At 36.3% G+C, this 18,904-nt stretch carries 18 protein-coding genes; 11 read left to right on the forward strand and 7 right to left on the reverse strand.

From position 1 onward, the window contains the following. Positions 1-75 precede the first annotated feature (75 nt). The 8 genes from ACR2MV_RS07500 (at position 76) to ACR2MV_RS07535 (ending at position 9,547) form a co-directional block, all read left to right on the forward strand. The gene (locus tag ACR2MV_RS07500; protein ID WP_434021288.1) at positions 76-1,890 is read left to right on the forward strand and encodes a M61 family metallopeptidase; all 1,815 of its coding nucleotides are present in this window, start codon (positions 76-78) and stop codon (positions 1,888-1,890) included. A gap of 16 nt (positions 1,891-1,906) precedes the next feature. After that, on the forward strand, positions 1,907-3,181 hold the full coding sequence (locus tag ACR2MV_RS07505) for an NAD(P)/FAD-dependent oxidoreductase (RefSeq protein ID WP_434021289.1): 1,275 nt from the start codon (positions 1,907-1,909) through the stop codon (positions 3,179-3,181). Between the two features lie 140 nt (positions 3,182-3,321). Then, entirely contained in the window at positions 3,322-4,494 is a 1,173-nt protein-coding gene (egtB, locus tag ACR2MV_RS07510) for an ergothioneine biosynthesis protein EgtB (protein WP_434021290.1), read from the forward strand. Continuing rightward, positions 4,494-5,441, forward strand: a complete 948-nt coding sequence (gene egtD, locus ACR2MV_RS07515) for an L-histidine N(alpha)-methyltransferase (protein ID WP_434021291.1) — start codon at positions 4,494-4,496, stop codon at positions 5,439-5,441. Before egtB ends, egtD begins: the two co-directional genes overlap by 1 nt. 9 nt (positions 5,442-5,450) lie before the next feature. Beyond that, positions 5,451-5,855 (forward strand): hypothetical protein, encoded by a 405-nt coding sequence (locus ACR2MV_RS07520; RefSeq protein WP_434021292.1) that lies wholly within the window; start codon positions 5,451-5,453, stop codon positions 5,853-5,855. 79 nt (positions 5,856-5,934) lie between these two features. Then, positions 5,935-6,495 carry a sugar O-acetyltransferase gene (locus tag ACR2MV_RS07525; protein WP_434021293.1) on the forward strand — a complete coding sequence of 187 codons (561 nt, stop codon included), beginning with the start codon at positions 5,935-5,937 and terminating at the stop codon, positions 6,493-6,495. A gap of 58 nt (positions 6,496-6,553) precedes the next feature. Next, a complete protein-coding gene (locus ACR2MV_RS07530; RefSeq protein ID WP_434021294.1) occupies positions 6,554-8,797 on the forward strand; it encodes an efflux RND transporter permease subunit in 2,244 nt (747 codons plus the stop codon). Then, positions 8,798-9,547 (forward strand): outer membrane lipoprotein-sorting protein, encoded by a 750-nt coding sequence (locus ACR2MV_RS07535; RefSeq protein WP_434021295.1) that lies wholly within the window; start codon positions 8,798-8,800, stop codon positions 9,545-9,547. It begins immediately after the preceding gene. 4 nt (positions 9,548-9,551) lie between these two features. Here the strand turns inward: ACR2MV_RS07535 and ACR2MV_RS07540 are convergent, their stop codons facing one another. The 5 genes from ACR2MV_RS07540 to ACR2MV_RS07560 form a co-directional block, all read right to left on the reverse strand. Continuing rightward, on the reverse strand, positions 9,552-10,196 hold the full coding sequence (locus ACR2MV_RS07540; protein ID WP_434021296.1) for an START domain-containing protein: 645 nt from the start codon (positions 10,194-10,196) through the stop codon (positions 9,552-9,554). Continuing rightward, the gene (locus ACR2MV_RS07545; protein WP_434021297.1) at positions 10,189-11,328 is read right to left on the reverse strand and encodes a sulfotransferase family protein; all 1,140 of its coding nucleotides are present in this window, start codon (positions 11,326-11,328) and stop codon (positions 10,189-10,191) included. Before ACR2MV_RS07545 ends, ACR2MV_RS07540 begins: the two co-directional genes overlap by 8 nt. A 168-nt stretch (positions 11,329-11,496) precedes the next feature. Then, the gene (locus tag ACR2MV_RS07550) at positions 11,497-11,847 is read right to left on the reverse strand and encodes a T9SS type A sorting domain-containing protein (protein ID WP_434021298.1); all 351 of its coding nucleotides are present in this window, start codon (positions 11,845-11,847) and stop codon (positions 11,497-11,499) included. Between the two features lie 275 nt (positions 11,848-12,122). After that, entirely contained in the window at positions 12,123-12,599 is a 477-nt protein-coding gene (locus ACR2MV_RS07555; protein WP_434021299.1) for a hypothetical protein, read from the reverse strand. A gap of 187 nt (positions 12,600-12,786) precedes the next feature. Next, positions 12,787-13,260 carry a hypothetical protein gene (locus tag ACR2MV_RS07560; RefSeq protein WP_434021300.1) on the reverse strand — a complete coding sequence of 158 codons (474 nt, stop codon included), beginning with the start codon at positions 13,258-13,260 and terminating at the stop codon, positions 12,787-12,789. Between the two features lie 138 nt (positions 13,261-13,398). Between ACR2MV_RS07560 and ACR2MV_RS07565 the strand changes: the two genes are divergently transcribed. Next, complete coding sequence (locus ACR2MV_RS07565) at positions 13,399-15,135, forward strand: ABC transporter ATP-binding protein (protein WP_434021301.1); 1,737 nt, start codon at positions 13,399-13,401, stop codon at positions 15,133-15,135. A gap of 429 nt (positions 15,136-15,564) precedes the next feature. On the opposite strand, the gene ACR2MV_RS07570 is transcribed toward ACR2MV_RS07565, so the two are convergent. Beyond that, positions 15,565-16,137: a fasciclin domain-containing protein gene (locus tag ACR2MV_RS07570; RefSeq protein ID WP_434021302.1), complete on the reverse strand. Its 573-nt coding sequence runs from the start codon at positions 16,135-16,137 to the stop codon at positions 15,565-15,567. A gap of 203 nt (positions 16,138-16,340) precedes the next feature. Continuing rightward, the gene (locus ACR2MV_RS07575) at positions 16,341-16,877 is read right to left on the reverse strand and encodes a hypothetical protein (protein WP_434021303.1); all 537 of its coding nucleotides are present in this window, start codon (positions 16,875-16,877) and stop codon (positions 16,341-16,343) included. A gap of 961 nt (positions 16,878-17,838) precedes the next feature. Between ACR2MV_RS07575 and ACR2MV_RS07580 the strand changes: the two genes are divergently transcribed. Both ACR2MV_RS07580 and ACR2MV_RS07585 read left to right on the forward strand, forming a co-directional pair. After that, the gene (locus tag ACR2MV_RS07580; protein ID WP_434021304.1) at positions 17,839-18,060 is read left to right on the forward strand and encodes a hypothetical protein; all 222 of its coding nucleotides are present in this window, start codon (positions 17,839-17,841) and stop codon (positions 18,058-18,060) included. 439 nt (positions 18,061-18,499) lie between these two features. Continuing rightward, a complete protein-coding gene (locus ACR2MV_RS07585) occupies positions 18,500-18,850 on the forward strand; it encodes a hypothetical protein (protein ID WP_434021305.1) in 351 nt (116 codons plus the stop codon). Positions 18,851-18,904: the final 54 nt, after the last annotated feature.

Below are 18,904 nucleotides of genomic sequence, written 5' to 3' on the forward strand. Positions count from 1 at the left end.
TTTTAATGCCACGACTTCTATGAATTTGCAATAATATTGAATATATTTACCTGCCAATTTTTGCCGCCAAAATCAATGAAATTATTTCACTACTTGACATTGCTATGCCTGTTTGCGATAGGAACTCTTCATTCTCAGTCCAAAATTCAATACGAGATATCTTTTAAAAATGCTGGACATCATGAAGCCGAGATCGATGTGGTTTTTGACAGCATTCAAACAGACACTTTAAAAGTAAGAATGAGCAGAACATCTCCGGGGCGTTATGCCATTCATGAATTTGCAAAAAACGTTTATGCCTTTAAAGCGTATGATGAAAAGGGTAATGAATTGGAAGTTCTAAGACCTAACCCCTATCAATGGAACATTACAGGTCATAATGGTCACGTACAATTAAGCTATGTTTTATTTGCGAATCACGGAGATGGCACCTATTCTCAAATAGACGAATCTCATGCCCATTTGAATATTCCAGCCACTTTTATTTTTTCTCAACAATTTGAAAATACTCCGATCCATATTAAATTTCAGCCAAGAACAGACCTTGACTGGAAAATAGCTACTCAGTTGAAACATCTTTCAGGTAACGACTATTTTGCGCCTGACCTGGCTTATTTTATGGACAGTCCCGTTGAAATAAGCAATCATAAGGTCAAAAGTTTTAACATGACTTCAAAAGGAAAAGAGTATCAAATCAATTTTGTTTTACACCAGGCGACGGATTATGAGGGTTTTGAACATTATTTTGAAAACGTGCAACGTATTGTAGAAGAAGAAGTGCTTGTTTTTGGAGAACTTCCTGAGTTCGATTTTGGCAGCTATACATTTTTAGCATGTTATCTTAAAAATATTGACGGAGACGGCATGGAGCATAGAAACTCAACCATTCTGACCGATTTAAAATCATTAAAGGAAGGTGGTGACAAAGAAAATATTGGAACGGTGGCACATGAATTCTTTCATAGCTGGAATGTAGAAAGAATTAGGCCCGCATCACTCGAACCATTTGACTTTACAGAAGCAAATATGTCTGGTGAATTATGGTTTGCTGAAGGCTTTACAAGTTACTACACCAATCTGGTACTTTGCAGAAGCGGTATTATTTCAAAAGAAGACTATGCCAAAAGCTTGTCCAAAACCTTGAATTATGTTTGGAATTCGCCGGCACGTGCTTTTTTCAACCCCATTGAAATGAGCTATCAAGCTCCATTTGTAGATGCAGCAACTGCGGTTGACCAGGTTAATTGGGAAAACACTTTTATCTCCTATTATTCCTATGGCAGTGTATTGGGTCTCGCACTTGATTTACAGCTTAGAAACCTGGATGAAAACAAATCACTCGATGGTTTTATGAAGCTTGTTTGGCAGGATTTTGGCAAAAATGAAATTCCCTATGCTGTCAAAGACCTTCAACTGGCCTTATCAACCTACGTATCTGTATCTTTTAGCAATCGCTTTTTTAACGATTATATTTATCAAAGTAACATGCCTGATTATGCCTCTCTTCTGGAATCAGTAGGCATAGAATTTGCCATGAAACATGAAGAAAAACCAGGCTTTGGCGCCAGTATTCAACAAATAAAAAACAAATGGCTGATTAGCTCAAATCCCTTGATCGGTTCATCGGCCTATAAGGCAGGCCTCTCTAAAAAAGATGAAATCGTGTCTATCGATGGGAAACTTACCAATAACAAACTAAGTCCGAACGACTTTTTCTTAAACTATGAAATTGGCGACCAATTAAAGGTGATTTACAATCGATATGGCATTCAATATAAAACCGAAATGATCTTGGAAAAGAACAACAGTTATAAAACCCTGTTGCTGTCGGAACCTTCAAAAAAAGCCATGCTGAAACAAAATGACTGGCTCAATTCAAAAATACAATAGCTTAAAACAAAGACGTATGAACATCCCTCAAATTGATCTACCCAGAATTGTTGTTATAGGATGTGGCTTTGCAGGACTTAAATTTTGTAAGAAGATAAATGGAAATAATTATCAGGTTGTTTTAATCGATCAAAGAAATTACCACACCTTTCAACCCTTATTATACCAGGTGGCGAGCAGCGGGCTTGAACCTGATTCTGTTGTCTACCCTATTAGAAAAATATTTAAGGGAAAAAAGAATTTCTTTTTTAGATTGGCAAAAACAACCTCCATCGACGCTGAGAATAAAAAAGTGAATACATCCATCGGAGAGATTACATATGACAAATTAATTATTGCAACCGGTGCCAGTTCAAATTTTTTCGGTATGAAAGACATTGAAAAGTTCGCCATGCCTATGAAGGATGTTATTGAAGCTTTAAATCTCAGAAGCCTTATCATTCAGAATTTTGAAGAAGCTCTAAACACTTCAGATCTAGAGGAACGGGAGCGTTTAATGAATTTTGTCATCGTTGGTGCCGGACCTACCGGGATTGAAGTTGCCGGATCCTTGGCCGAATTAAAGGAACACGTATTGCCCAATGACTACCCGGATCTCGACATCAGACGCATGCAGATCAATATCATAGAAGCCGATAAGAGAGTATTGGCCAGTATGAGCGAAGAAGCTTCTGAAAAAGCAGAGAAATATCTTAAAAAAAGAGGTATTTATGTATGGCTAGACACTCGTGTGAAAAGTTATAACGGAGCCGTAGCCATTACTGAAGATAAGAATTTTGAATCAAGAACCTTAATATGGGCAGCCGGCATCAAAGGTCATTTTCCGGAAGGAATTTCCAAAGAACACATCATACAAGGTAATAGAATTTGCGTGAACTCTTATAATAGAATCGATGATCTTGATGAAGTTTATGCCATAGGAGATGTCGCTTTTATTAAATCAACAAGATACCCCAACGGTAATGCAATGTTAGCATCTGTTGCGGAACAGCAAGGAAAGCAGCTGGCAAAAAATTTCAATAGAGTGTCGAAAGGGCAAAAAATGTTGAAATTCAACTACAATGATAAAGGAACAATGGCGACCATAGGCAGAAATCATGCCGTTGTGGACCTACCTCATTTTAAGGTCAGCGGAATCATAGGTTGGTTTATCTGGATGTTTGTACACCTCATGCTATTGGTAGATTTTAGAAACAGAATGGTTGTCTTTATGAATTGGGCCTGGAGTTATGTGAATTATGACAAAGGAACACGTGTCATAATAAGAAAGTTTTCGAGGCAGAAAACCTGACAGATTCCTTCAAGTACAATCGCTGTAGTTTCATTTTAAAGGACTTGAGCTGATTGTTAAATATTATGGCCTTTTCTGACAAGAGAAGTGCTTTATTTTTTTCGAACTTTGTCAAATAGGATTAATTCCTTATTTTGAACATGCTTTATCAGTCCCCCAATATGACCTCTATTTTAGACTATTATTCCCGTACGCGTCAACACACTCTGAACCTCTGCCAAGATCTGGAATCTGAAGATTTCAACTTACAAGGGGCAGAGTTTACCAGTCCTGTGAAATGGCATTTGGCGCATACTACATGGTTTTTTGAGACCATGATTTTACAAAAGTTCCTACCGACTTTTGCTGTATTCAATGAGCAGTTTGCCTATCTCTTCAACAGCTATTACAACACCCTGGGCGAAAGAGTGGCAAGAAACAACAGAGGAATGCTGAGCAGACCCTATGTGTCGGAAGTTTTTAATTACCGAGACTATGTCGATCAACATATGTGCAAGCTCCTTGAGAATCATACCGATGAAAAACTAATAGCGCTGGTCATTTTAGGCCTGCAGCACGAAGAGCAGCACCAGGAGTTATTGCAAAGCGATTTAAAATATGCTCTTTTTCTGAATCCTTTTAACTTCCAACATAAGGATTTTTCGGCTACTTCAGAATCCAAAGGAAGTCCTGCAGAATGGAAAAAAATCAAGGAAGGTATCTATGAAATAGGTCATAAAGGCACTGGTTTTTGCTTTGACAATGAACTCAACAGGCACAAGGTCTACCTGGAGTCCTTCGAAATCTCGAAAAATCTTGTAAAAAATGCTGAGTTCATAGAGTTTATTGAAGATGGTGGATATGCGAACTTTCATCACTGGCTTGATGAGGGTTGGGCCTGGGTTAACAGTCAGGATATCAAGGCACCTCTTTATTGGAGAAAAACGGCACAGGGATGGATGAACTTCACAACGAAAGGTTTTAAACCTATTGATCCCGAAGACTTTGTAACTCATATTTCACTTTATGAATCCATGGCTTTTGCCTCATGGAAAGGCATGAGGCTGGCTACTGAATTTGAATGGGAAGCTGCGGCTGATGAAATTTCTTGGGGCAGCAGATGGGAATGGACCAATTCTGCCTACCTCCCCTATCCTGGATTCCAAATAGCTCCTGGAGCTGTTGGGGAATACAATGGCAAATTTATGTCAAATCAAATGGTACTAAGAGGGGCTTCAGTTGCCACCAGCAAAGGCCATAGTCGCAAATCATATAGAAATTTTTTCCACTCAAATGCTCAATGGCAGTTTACCGGAATAAGACTCGTAAAATAATGAATGATCAATTTAAAAAGGACGTAGAACTTGGCTTAAGTCAAGTTCCTAAAAGTATTCCTTCAAAATACTTTTACGACAAAACGGGTGATGCCTTATTCGTGGAAATCATGAACATGCCCGAATATTACCCCACAAGAGCAGAATTCGAAATATTTCAAAAACAACATCGGGCAATTATTCAAGCCATGGAAGTGAACACAAATACTATGTTTGACCTGATTGAATTAGGCGCAGGAGATGGTACAAAAACAAAAGAATTATTAAGAGCCTTGTTGTACGGGAGTTATGATTTTAATTATGTTCCCATCGACATTTCACAATCGGCTCTCGATTCTTTAGGAGCAGATTTAAAGAATGAATTTCCCTCATTGAAAGTAAGAAAGCAACAAGGTGATTATTTCGGTGTCCTAAAAACACTGAAAGAGAATAACCACCCAAAAGTAATCCTGTTTCTGGGATCAAATATTGGCAATCTTTCTGATGAACAATCAGCATCATTTATTTATCAGATCGGGGCACACCTAAAGACAGGTGATAAACTTATTTTAGGAGTTGATCTGATTAAATCTGAAGCGTTGGTGAAACCTGCCTACAATGATCCACATGGCATTACAAAAGCGTTCAATCTAAATCTGTTGTCCAGAATTAACAATGAACTGGGAGGTGATTTTGATTTATCGACTTTTCATCATGCCCCAGAATATACTATTGAGGAAGGCATTGCAAAAAGTTATCTGGTAAGTCTCATTGATCAGGAAATCCCTATCAATGAAATTGGAAAAACCTTTTCGTTTGAAAAAGGAGAAAAATTACAAACCGAAATCTCGAGAAAATACAATGATGAGATCCTGGATAAAATTTTGGACAAGACGGATTTTGAGATTAGAGCCAAACTGACTGATAGCCAAAATTATTTTGCTGATTATATACTTCACCGATTTTAATCTATAATTATGGCACTTAAAAAATACCTTTTGATCAATAGTTGTTTCTCTTTTTTTTGTGGTGCATGCATGCTCATTTTTAATATAGAGCTCAGTGATTTTTTTCATATTACTCAGCCATTGATATTTACGATTATCGGAATTAATTTACTGTTCTTCGCTGGTTTTGTGCTTTTTACAGCCCTTAGCAAACGCTTTAAAAAGATACTGGTAAACAGTATCGTTTCACTGGATGCAGCATGGGTGGCAGGGAGTTTATATATTTTGTTGTCTGGGGCTTTCAATCTTTCTTTTAACGGATATCTGACCATCGCTGTGGTAGCTCTTTTTATAGCTTTTTTAGCTTACAAGCAACATTCAACGTTGAAGGACTTGATATCAATTGTTGATGACAAGCCAGGGATCGTTACCTAAAGATTCCCTTTTCAGTAGCATTTGGTAGACAACTTAATTTATTATATTTGATTCGCAAATAACCAAATACATATTCAGCGTGACAGAAAAATCCAAAATGCTTTCCGGAGAATTATACAATCCAAACGATACTGTTTTGGTTGAAGAAAGGCATCGTGCCAGGATACTATTTCAAAAAATAAACCAGCTTTCTGACGAGAATAAAAAGGAGCGCAGAAAATTACTCTATGAATTACTAGAAAATGCCGGAAAAGGACTTTGGATTGAACCTCCTTTCTATTGCGACTATGGCTATAATATTCATACGGGCAAGAATGTATTTTTCAATTTCAATTGTATCATTCTGGATGTAATGAAAGTTGAATTTGGTGACCACGTGCTGGTAGGGCCAAATGTACAGATCTATACCGCGACCCATCCCTTAGACGCCAAGACCAGAAAGTCCTGGCTGGAATATGCCAAACCCATAAGTATTGGAGATGATGTCTGGATTGGTGGAGGCGCCATTATTTACCCTGGAGTCTCTGTTGGCAACGGAGCTGTAATTGCCGCAGGCGCCGTGGTGCATAAAGATGTGCCATCAAATGTGGTTGTTGCCGGGAATCCAGCAAAAATCATCAAAGAAATTGACAACTCCTAAGACGCATTTTTGAGTTTAAAAATTATTAAATTAGCACATCTATTGAATCCTTAAGCTTGTGAAGGTCGATCAAATTTCCAAAACCATTATCAAATTAAGATGGCTCATCATTTTGACCGTTGTTTTTCTCACTGCTTTTTTTGGAATTCAGGTTGGCAAACTCACTATTGATGCAGATGTATTAAGCTCTTTACCAGATGATGACAAACATGCTGTATTACTAAAAAAAATAGGTCAGAATTTTGGCGGAAACAGAATGGGAATTGTTATTCTGGAAACCGACAATATTTATCAGACTTCTGTGATAGAACACATTAGGGCCTTAACCGATACCATTTCGAAAATTGAGGGTATTTCCTCAGTCTCCAGTCTTAGTAATATCATAAACATCAAAGGTGGTGATGCCGGTATTGAAATTGGTCGATTGGTAGATGAGTACGAATTACCCAATTCAGACGAAGCCTTTGATGCATTAAGACAAAATATTGCGAACAATGCCATGTATAAAGGTTCCATCGTATCAGAAGATGAAACCTCCTGTCTTGTGGTTTTTACACTGGAAGACGATGCCAATGTGAATGCAGTTGCCAGCGAAGTCATTCAGAAAACAACAGCTTTAGAACTTCCCGAAAAACTGTATTACATAGGATCTCCGATGCTGATTACCTATATCGCTGAATTGATGCGCAGTGATTTAACCCTATTGCTTCCCATAGCTTTTCTGTTGATAGCCATCATACTTTTTATCAGTTTCAGGTCATTGCAGGGAGTTGTCCTACCGCTTCTTTCGGCAGTTATCGCAATTGTTTGGTCCCTTGGGATGATGTCCTTACTGGGCTATTCCATGTCCATGATCTCCAACAATATTCCCATCATCCTCCTGGCCATTGGTAGTGCTTATACAATACATGTGGTAAACCGGGTGAATCAAGAGAGAAAATTTAGTACACAGAACAGTATTTCTACGGCATTGGCCTATATTATGATTCCGGTAATTCTGGCAGCTGTAACCACAGTGATTGGATTTGTTTCCTTTGTTTTTGGTGCCTATTTAGACATGATCGTCGATTTCGGATTGTTCACGGCCCTGGGAACATTTGTGGCCTGTTTGATGGCCCTGTTTTTTGCCCCTTCCTTACTAGCTGTCTTACCCATTCGTGCATCAGAAAGTTCAACAACAAAATCGAATCATTCTTTAATTGAAAACAAGTTATTGATCCCATTAAGTAAGCTCTTATTTACAAAAACCAAACTGATATTAAGCTTATGGCTCGTTGCCATCCTTATCAGCCTTACTGGTATTTTGTCCATTCAGCGAAGTGTAGACATTCAGGAGTATTTCAAGAAAGGGAACCCTACTCGGGAGGCTGAACGAATCATGGTTGAAAAATTTGGAGGCACTAAACCTGTATTTGTTCATTTCAAGGGAAATATGCAGGATCCGGAGGTTTTAAAAACCATGATGGAAACCAGTAATTACATGGAACAAAGCCCTGACATTTACACATCAATGTCCGTCGCTAAATTAATTTCAGAAATTAACCTTGCCATTATGGGAGAGAGGACCGTTCCGGAAGACCTGGCCATGGTTGAGCAAATGTGGTTTTTACTTGATGGAAACGAAGTAATGCAGCGCTTTGTCAGTGAAGATTTGCAAGAAGGAATTATCATTTCAAAATTCAAATCACCCGATAACGACGCTAAGATTGCGTTCGCAAAATACATGGACGAATTTATTGACCAGAATTCAAGAGAAGGCTGTGAAATTCAAATTACCGGGATGCCATTTGTTGATATCACTATGGACCGGAGCTTAATTAATAGCCAGTTAGGCAGTATTTCTATTGCGATAATTTTTGTCATTATTATTGTTGGTTTAATGTTGCGTTCCTTAAAAAACGGTCTGCTGGCATCCCTGCCTATTCTTGCTGCCATTATCATCTTATTTGGGCTTATGGGAATCACAGGCATCTCATTAAACATAGCCACGGTACTGGTAGCCAGTGTTGCTTTGGGAATTGGAATCGATTATTCCATACATATTATTTCGCATTTCAATGAAATCTATGAAAAGAGTCAAGATCTGAAGCAGGCAATTACAAAATCATTATTGATTAGTGGAAATGCCATTATCATTAATGTAGTTTCGGTGTCTGCTGGCTTTCTTGTATTGGTTTTTTCCGACATGGTTCCCCTCCAGTATTTTGGCATATTAATTGCCATCAGTATGTTCAGTTCAAGCTTAGGAGCCATGACCTTGCTTCCGGCAATCATCATTATCCTTCACAAAAAAACACAGTAAATGAATCAAATAAATAAACTTCAGGCGGCTTTTCTTTTCTTTGTGCTTTTATGTTACGCTGATCATCTGCATGCTCAAAGCGCTGCTTCACTGTTGGCTGGTATGGATCAACTCATGTCTGCCCCTAAAGACAAAGAAGCCAATGTGAAAATGGTTTTAAAAGATAAGACTGGTAAAGAAAAAGTGCGAGAGGCTGTCATGATGCAGAAAGGACAATATCATAAATTATACCGATACACGGCGCCAGAAAAACAAATAGGAATTGCAACACTTTCATTGCCAGATGACATTATCTGGCTCTATATGCCAGCTTTCAAAAAGGCAGTGAAAGTAACTCTTCTAAGCAAAAGTCAGGCTTTTACCGGTACCGATTTTTCCTATGAAGACATGAGTGGAAGCTCTTATGGCGAACGCTTTACTCCAAGGATCTTATCTTCTCCGGATGACAAAATGCATCAATTGGAATTAATGCCTAAATCGACCAAATCCCGTTATTCCAAAATTATTGTTTTTCTTGATAAAACCCATCTTTACCCAGTGAAAATGGAATATTTCGATAAGAATAAGGATTATTTTAAGAATGCCACCTACTCCTATAAAAAGCAAGGTAACTACTGGTATGCTGAAGAAGTACTAATGACCAACCTTAAAAAAGAACACTCTACCGGAATCATTCTGACAGAAATCAAATTCGATCAGGGTATTGATGATGAGGTATTTACTGTTGAAAATCTAAAACCTGTTGAATAGTCTATTAATTAGATAAAAGCTCATAGGATTTTCCCTGATACTTTTTCTTTGACAATGCTTTCCTCATTCCTTCCATGGTATAATATGGAGAATCTGTTACAAACATATTTGCCATCCAGGCCTTGATGGAACCTCCCGGATCGACCTGCATTTGAAATTCAATCTGCAATTCGGTCCCTGACATCTTTGTGGCTGTCCAGTTGCCATAACCAGCCATGCGAACATACTTTTTTTCCGGATCCATCTCCTTGTCCAACATGGTGATATCAACAACTAATATTTCATGCAATTTATCCCAGCTAAATACATTTTTATAAATACCATCTCGATTTTTATAGGGCCAGGGTGCTTTCGCTATTGCATAATAGATTTGAATCGAATCACTGGGCCTGTCCAACAATCTTACCTCCTCGATATTATGACCCCAGGACACCAGCCCCTCCACGTCGTACAATACCGATAGAAAATCATTCATGTTCGCTGTTACCACCATGGAAGCTTTGAATTCTTTAAAAGACATTACCTCATTCAATCTGGTATACACCTGAATCCCCTGGTCTTCTTTGACCAGCTCCCATTGCTCCTGACTGTAAAAGGAAGCCGTCAAGAGCAAACAAAAACAAAGCGTATATTTTTGTAAGTTATTCATCAATAAATTCAATATTAGCTGGAATATCATACGACCAATGCTTCATCGCAAACCCCCATTCTGATTGTATCTTCGCAAGTAATTCTCTGGTCATCTGATGCGTGTTTTTTTGATAACTTTTTTTACTGTCAAGATAGGACTCCATAAATGCGATACTTTTCTCATATCCTGATACATTTAGTTCCTCATAAATTGTTTTTATGCTGAGCTGAGGATTTTTTTCCAGAGCCTCAAAGGAGATTTCTACAAGTTGCCCTTTCGGAACTTTTGGGCTTTGCTCAAGATAATCATGCATAATATCTTTGTATAGATCAAATATTGCTTTGGTCAGCAGCTCGGCATCAATCGTCTGCAATTGTAAATGAGGCAGCATTTTATTGAAAAAATTTTGGGTTGACAAAAACACCTCAACCGGATTCCTGTGAATATGAATAAATTTTGCATTTGGAAACATCTCAAGTATTTTCTCTATACGACCTGTATTTGGCGGGTTTTTTGACAGAAAACGCTGCCCTCCACTATCCTTTAATGCTTTATTTATCATGAGTCTATAATCACTCTTCCACGCATCAACTGCAGTTTCTTTTACACCTGCAAAACGAACACATCGCTGAAAAAAAGTATGTATGGATCTTGGAAACATCCAGAAATAATAAAAACTAATGGGCGTTTTATCCCCTAAGGCAAATTCCTCTTCCTGCGGCAAGCCTGTCCCGAGCTGAACATTGTCTCCCTTGCGAGTTCCGGGAATCAGAATACGGGCAAAGCCTTCAAAAATAAATCGTCCCAGTTTATTAAATAAGGTATCCGGAAAAACACTTTGAAAGGTAGATACATAGGCCATTTGTTTGTCCTGACACAATATATTGTGCAGATGCGTTGTTCCACTTCTCCAGTGACCAATGATAAAAATTGGTGCTTTTTCTAATTCCCCGCTTTTATACTTTTTGTTAATAAACAGCTTTTCATAGACCCTGAAAGGCCAGTTAATCACATTTATTAGCAGCGTAATTATGGTTCTCAAGAGAAACCTGAACGACACCAAATGATTCGCAAACAAATAGACGATCACCTGAAAAGAATATCCTACAGCTGGGGGCAATAGAAATCCTTTCTTTTCATTTTTCATCATAGGGTTTATTTAAGTAATATTCTTAATGCTTTCGAGTTATCATCTGTGCTGACACCATAGCTGTTTGATGACACCTACCGTTAAAAATAAGTATAAATCATCAATTGAGCACCTGTAATTCTAAATTTGATGTGTAATATAAAGGAAAGAAATATCAACAGAAATCTGTTATTTTTTAATCAGCTTCTTAGTCACAAAATGTTGATTGGAATAAATCTTGATCATATAGATTCCGGAATTGAGCGAACTCATATTAATCCTGTCAACGTCTCCGCGTTCATCCTTTACAAGATCCCCTAACAAACTATAAATCTGAACCCTGGTGACGGGAAACTCTGAATGTATGGTCAAAAAATTCCGAACCGGATTCGGATACATTTTCACGGCATTATTAAGCACAAAATTATCGATGACAGCTGATTCGCTTTCAACATTTTCCACAGGACTCACCTGAGCTGCTAAAGAGCCCAATCCTGCACAAAAAAGAAAAAATAAAAGGAAAGCGTATTTTTTCATCATAAATAAACCGTTTCTATTGTCAGGTACAAAATTACTAATATTGTTTATGCTATTCAAAATACAACAAGAGAATTTATCAACCAATGAAGTATTAACACAAAACAATAATGTTCATAAGCTACCTGAACTCGTTTCAATCCATGAATTTAAAAAGAAAATTTTTCTTTTTTCTTTAAATTTTGTTAAGCTTTTATAAGTCCTTTTATAACCTGTTTTAAAATTTGTCATAAAAAAAAGAGCCTGAGGCTCTTTTTTTTATGAATTAACAGCACCCTTTATGAGGCACAAATTTCAAAGTCATCAGTACTCTCATCCGTTCTTTCAAGAACAAATGCTTCGCTTTCTACCAGCTCCCCATCTTCATAGCTATCAAGTTCTACCCTCAAAATATTTCCGGAAACCGTTAAAGTTAAAATACCATATTCTCCACTATCACCACCGATTCTGATTTCAACCTTATTCTCTCTATCTTCAATTACCTCCGGCGATCCATCATCCGTTATACTTTCATACAAATAGCACTCCAGCAAGCCATTGTAAAGCCAAAACTCAAATGGATTTGAGGCAGAACTATTAATCTGAGCATAAATATTTAATATATCTTCAGGCTCCCCCAATTTCCAAACGGTACCTCCATGGGTTTCTAAAAATGATTTCTCGTCATCATCTCCATCGTCACTACATCCTATAAAAGAGAATGAAATAAAAGCGACCAATGCAACGATTTTAAATTTTGTTAAATATGATTTCATGATTTTTAATTTGATTTATTTAGGATTCCATATAACGAAAATAAGGTGTGAAAATTGCACATCTTACAAACGGAAATTCGACAATAACAAAGACAGACAGAATCTTTTTAGGCGATTCCGGATTTGTTAATCAAAAAAAGAGAACCTTTCAGCTCTCTTTTTTGTTGTTATATCCTTGGTCTTTTTTCTAGTTTCTGCAAACTACAAGATCCTCTACTTTGTCAGTACTTCTGTTCAAAACAAAATTCTCCTCCTTCACCAGTTTTCCTTCTTCATAAGAATCCAACTGAACATTCATTGCATTGCCATTAATTGTCATTGTAAAAATTCCATGTTCATCAGCATTCTCTTTGATTTTTACCTGTACTTTATTTTTTTTGTTCTCTAAAACCTCGGCAGTCCCAGATTCAGACATTTTCTCATACATATAGCAATCGTCAATGACATTGTAGACCCAAATTTTAAAAGGGTCTGCTTCTGTTTTGTTAATTTGGGCATAGATCGTTAAGCCTTCAGAAGGCTCTCCATACTTCCAAATACTCCCTTTGTGGGTTTCTAGAAAAGTTCTTTTTTCCTTTTCCATTAAGCCAAATGCACTCAAAGAAAGTCCTAAAATAAGGACTAAAGCAAAGGCTTTGATTTTTAAAACTTGTGATTTCATAGCAATATTTTGATTTAATTCTACATCTTTAAACGTAAATAAAGCTTATTAATTGTATGCTTAGGGATCTAAATTGAACAGACTGACTTCTTGTCACAAAATATGATTTTGGCTTGATATTAGACAGTTCAGTTAACTATGAGTAAAAAAAACGTTTCCTTCGCCTGGGCCTTTAAAGAATTTATCTGGCCTCGTAAAAAAATTGTATTTATTGGTCTTGTGCTTATCATTCTAAAAAGTTTAGCAGGACTGGTCCTTCCTTATGCCACCAAAAATTTAATCGATGAGATTATTCCCTCTCAGGATATGGGAGCTTTAAAACTCCTTCTTGTAGTTGTAGTTATTTCGATTATTATCCAGGCCATAAGCTCATTTTCACTGACGAGGCTGCTGTCTGTAGAGGCACAACATTTAATATCTTTACTAAGAGCAAAGGTTCAGAAAAAAATACTTACCCTACCCATACGCTTCTTCGACAACAATAAATCCGGCGCTTTGGTTTCCAGAGTTATGACGGATGTGGAAGGTGTTAGAAATCTGGTAGGAACTGGACTGGTCCAACTTATTGGGGGCTCATTGACTTCTGTCATTTCATTAGTGATCTTACTTAAGATCAATGCTACCATGACTCTTTTTGTTCTTCTGCCTGTAGCTATTTTCGCTATTATTGCTTTAAAAGCTTTTGGATACATCAGACCGATTTTTAGAGCCAGGGGTAAAATCAATGCCGAAGTGACCGGAAGATTGACAGAAACACTTAATGGAATTAGAGTTATTAAAGGGTTTAACGCCGAAAGTCAAGAATTAAAAACATTCGAAGACGGAGTAGAAAAATTATTCCTAAATGTGAAGAAAAGTCTAACAGCTACTGCGATGATGACCAGTGCATCAGCACTTCTTCTTGGTTTAGCTTCGGCAGGAATTATGGGCATTGGCGGTTATTTTATCATGAATGGTGAAATGACCTATGGTGAATTTGTATCCTTCACTCTTTTCTTAGGATTTATGATTGCACCTATCGTACAAATGAGTAATATCGGTAGTCAATTGACTGAGGCCATGGCTGGTTTAGACAGGACACAGGAACTGATGAATATGGATGAAGAAGACGATCCGAAACTCAGAACTCTAAAAATTGAGGATGTGAAAGGAGATATCTTATTTGACCAGGTATCATTTAGCTATGATAAGGGTAAGGAAGTACTTCATAATATTTCTTTTGAAGCCCCTGCCGGCAGTGTAACTGCGTTGGTTGGTTCTTCCGGCTCAGGAAAATCTACCATCGCCGGACTGGCTGCAACCTTTTTAAATCCGGATAAAGGAGTGGTTTCACTGGATGGAATCAATTTAGCCGATGTAAATCTCAGTAGCTTCAGATCGCATTTAGGTGTTGTATTACAAGATGACTTTCTTTATGAAGGAACTATTAGAGAGAACATTTTATTTCCCAGACCAGATGCTACAGAAGCTGAATTAATCGAAGCCGTTAAAGGAGCGTATGTCAATGAATTTACCGACAGGTTTGAAGATGGACTGGAGACAGTCATTGGAGAGCGAGGAGTGAAGCTTTCCGGAGGGCAAAGGCAGCGAATTTCCATTGCAAGAGCTTTGCTCGCTAATCCAAAAGTTATTATCCTGGATGAAGCAACGTCAAATCTGGATACAGAAAGTGAAACATTTATTCAAAAAAGTTTACAAACCTTAATGAATGAAAGAACCACATTTGTGATTGCCCATAGATTGAGTACCATTCAACAGGCTGACAGAATACTCGTAATTGAAGAGGGACAAATTATTGAAAGTGGCAAACATCAGGAATTGCTGGATAAAAAAGGTAGGTACTATGATTTATACACTTATCAAAGTAGAATATAGTAGCAAATCAATCATTGGAAAAACGATGATAAGAGATTCTTCTATTAATTAATTGTTAAACTTTGAATATCAATGATTTCTTTAATTTTTCTTCAGAATCTGTTCGTACTTTTCAACCAATTTAAAACTGTACCCCACAAATCTGAAACAACATGATGCGCAAACACATTACAACCCATGCAATGGTAAAAAAATTTCTCAATGAAATTGAAAACCGAGTGGAGAAAACTAAAAACAAAAAATTCGGTAGAAAAAGAAATTTAGAAACTACGCTTTGATAGGTTCAAAGCATAAATTCAAATCTATAGAAAATAAAAAAGCCTCGGTCTCCCGAAGCTTTTTTTTAACGAATAAATTAACTCAAAATTTACGTTTGCACTTTTTCCTTTTCATTAAAATATCAAACATCTCATAGCTTATTCGTTTCTTTTAAGGCATCACTACCTGATCGATCGCATGTATGACGCCATTACTTGCAGCTACATCAGTCAAAATGATTGTAGCCGAATTATCTTTCGAATCCTTTAACATTACTTTTCCATCCATTATGTGTGCTGTTAAGGTCTCCCCGTTCACCGTAGTTACCTCGAATTTCCCATCGTTATCATTGATCGCTTTTACAACATCTGCCGCCATTAATTTACCGGCAACTACATGATAGGTCAAGACGGCACTAAGAGTACCTTTGTTCTCTGACATTAATAATGTTTCTACAGTTCCCTCTGGAAGTTTTGCAAAGGCATCGTTTGTAGGGGCAAAGACAGTAAAGGGTCCCTCCGAATTTAACGTTTCAACTAAATCTGCAGCCTTCACAGCAGCGACTAAGGTTGAAAAGTTCTCATTTGATGCAGCGACACCAACAATGGTTGGTGTGTCCCCTGGGGTTGTTTCTACTTCATTTTTATTCTTCTTGATTGGATCATTATTGTTCGCAAACAGAAATGGAGCCGTCATTAATATTAAGGCTAAACTTAAACTGATAATTACTTTTGATGTTTTCATGGGGGTTATGTTTTATTGTTTACTCAAAAATACGAACATAATGTCTAAAATCAGGTATTTTTTGTCTAAACTTTTGTTAAAATAGTTAAACGAAATTTAATGAATCTTATTTCCGCTAAAATTGCCAATATTTAAGCAAAAAAAAACTCTCAAATATTGATTTGAGAGTTTTCAAAATAGGGTGATAGTCATATTATTTCCGATTAACCTTTAACTCTTATTCTTTTCTTTTCCGTTCCGTACTGGATTGTTAATACATATGTTTTTTCTACATCTGAACCATAGTTATATGATACGTTATATTGGTTTCCTACGATTACCCAATCCTCATATCTTTTTGCCATTAATTGTGAAATTTGAGTAGGTAAAATTACATTCTTTAATCTCTTCTCTACATTAACCACGCGGCCTTCACTGTCATAAGTTACTTCAGCCATTCCTTTATTTGATTTGAATACAGTTGTAAATTCATTCTTTCTGGCATCAAATTTTGGAGAAGTTCTTACGTCCCATTCTGAAATAATTCCTGATAAGAATTCGGCTTCTTTTTGAGATGAATTTTCATGCACCAAAGTGATGTATTCCTTGTTCAATTCGATTGGACTTTCTAAAATTGCCATTTCAACGGTGGCACTTTTTTTACTTTTTTTAATTGGATCATTGTTGTTTGCAAACGCAATTACTGTTGTCATTAAAAATACTCCTAGAGTTATTTTTAAAAAGTTTTTATTTGTTTTCATGAGATATATATTTTAATTATACATCAAATATACGGCGACTTTGAGGTTCTTTCCAAACTTTTTGTCTAATTTTTTGTTAAAATTCTTGAACAAAACTTTTTTGTTTAAGTTTAAGGGTAATTAACAGAAAATTACATAAACAAAAATAGCGAACCTCGATTTTCATCAAGGTTCGCCATCCTAAAAAGGATCATTTTCTAATCTAAACACTAATTATTCTTTCACCAGAAGCTCCATTATTAACATCCACCCATCTTAATTTGATACTTTCTGAAGTCTTTATGATACTTATGACATTTTTTATGATCGTTCAAATAGAGGTTATCGTGATTCTCCATTTATTTTTATCCTTTTTTTTCTATTCACCATCATCCATTGTAATCTTAAACTGTTTTTTTAATGTACTATTCCTTATTATAGGTTCCATAATATTTACTCTGAACAATATTTCAATTTTTGTATCTGCGATACGTCACCTTTTTTAATTGAATTGGAATAGCAACATCTCTGTACACCTCTTTTGTTCTGACAATAGTCCCTATATTATCCTAATTCATCTTTAAGGAACCTTTATTTGATTTGAACCGGGTTTGGAATAATTCATTACTTCCATCGAAACTTTCCATAGATCGCACATCCAATTGACTCACAATTCTTCCTAAGAGTTTTGCATCAACCGACTCATTGATTCTTAAACCACCATAAGGTATTTCTGATTTAGTACGGTCTAATTACCAAAACTCCTTTTTCTCCTACACCATATATATATATACCATACACAGTTCATATATTTCAAAGAATTTTCAAATACACAATTATCAATACTTAAAGGAAATCCATGTAAGATTAAAACAATGTTAACATTAATTTAACTATATTCTTGGTTTTCAGACATTCAATGTCGTAATCAACTACTTAAACTACTTGTACATTCGTACTATAATTATAAACCAAGAACAAAATGAAAAATTCAGTTTTACAAGCAGTACTTGCTATAGGGATATTAAAATTTACAGATATCAACGAAGGCTTCCTTTGTAAAGTAGAGGCCAAAAAAATAAAAAACGAAGTAGAAAATGCAATTTCTAACTTTAAAAAAGGAGTAATTAACAAACTAGAATTCCAAAAGATCATTTTTAGGAATCAACAAAAACTTGATGATGTACTGGTAGAATTCGCCTAGAACATCAGATAACAATATAATTTTTTCATAATTATAATTAGGTTTCAGATTAGGTTAGTGACCGGCATTAATTTGCCGGTTTTTTTTTGCCTAAAATAAACGCTAATTAACAGCAATAAAAAAACCAGCTTCCGGGTATGCTGGCTCTGCTAAACCTATGTATAAACATCACGAATACACGGTTTCTACAGCAAAAATAAGACTAATTATTAGTTTAAGAAAAGGAAAATGATGATTATTAAAAAAGAATAACGAATGCGAATTGGTATGTTATCCAAATAAAGGATTCAAGAGTTCACTCGCTATTCTGCAAATCATCAAGGGTTTCAATCAATAGCTACATACTTTTAATGATCTGGATCAACCATAAAATTGATTCATATCAATTTACTACAAAGTAGTTCTTCTTACTTTAGAATAAATTACAAAATCAGTATTCATGGGACGCATCAACACCTATTCAGCAACCTTATATACAGGAGGATCAGAAAGTAATCTTCAGTGCAAAGCAATGATTAACTGTTATAACGACACACAACCCACACCTGTTATGACCGCTTATTTTTATCATGAGGGATACTTTATCCCTCCTAACTCAAAACATATTGACAAAGTGAATCTGAGGTACTCTATTTTAGATTATAACAATTTCCTTGATTTGTTAAGAAATGAAAGCCCGGTGTTCTTTTATTACAATGAACATTCCAAAATCGGTTATTTAAGAACAGGCCAAGAATCCATCATTGAATCAACAAGTGAGACAAGACGTATCAAGGAATTTACCATCTGAAGCGCATCAAATACGATTTAAAAAAGACTTAATAATTAGTTGATAATAAGATAA

This window comes from Lutimonas sp. (genome assembly GCF_051011215.1).
GTDB lineage: Bacteria > Bacteroidota > Bacteroidia > Flavobacteriales > Flavobacteriaceae > Lutimonas.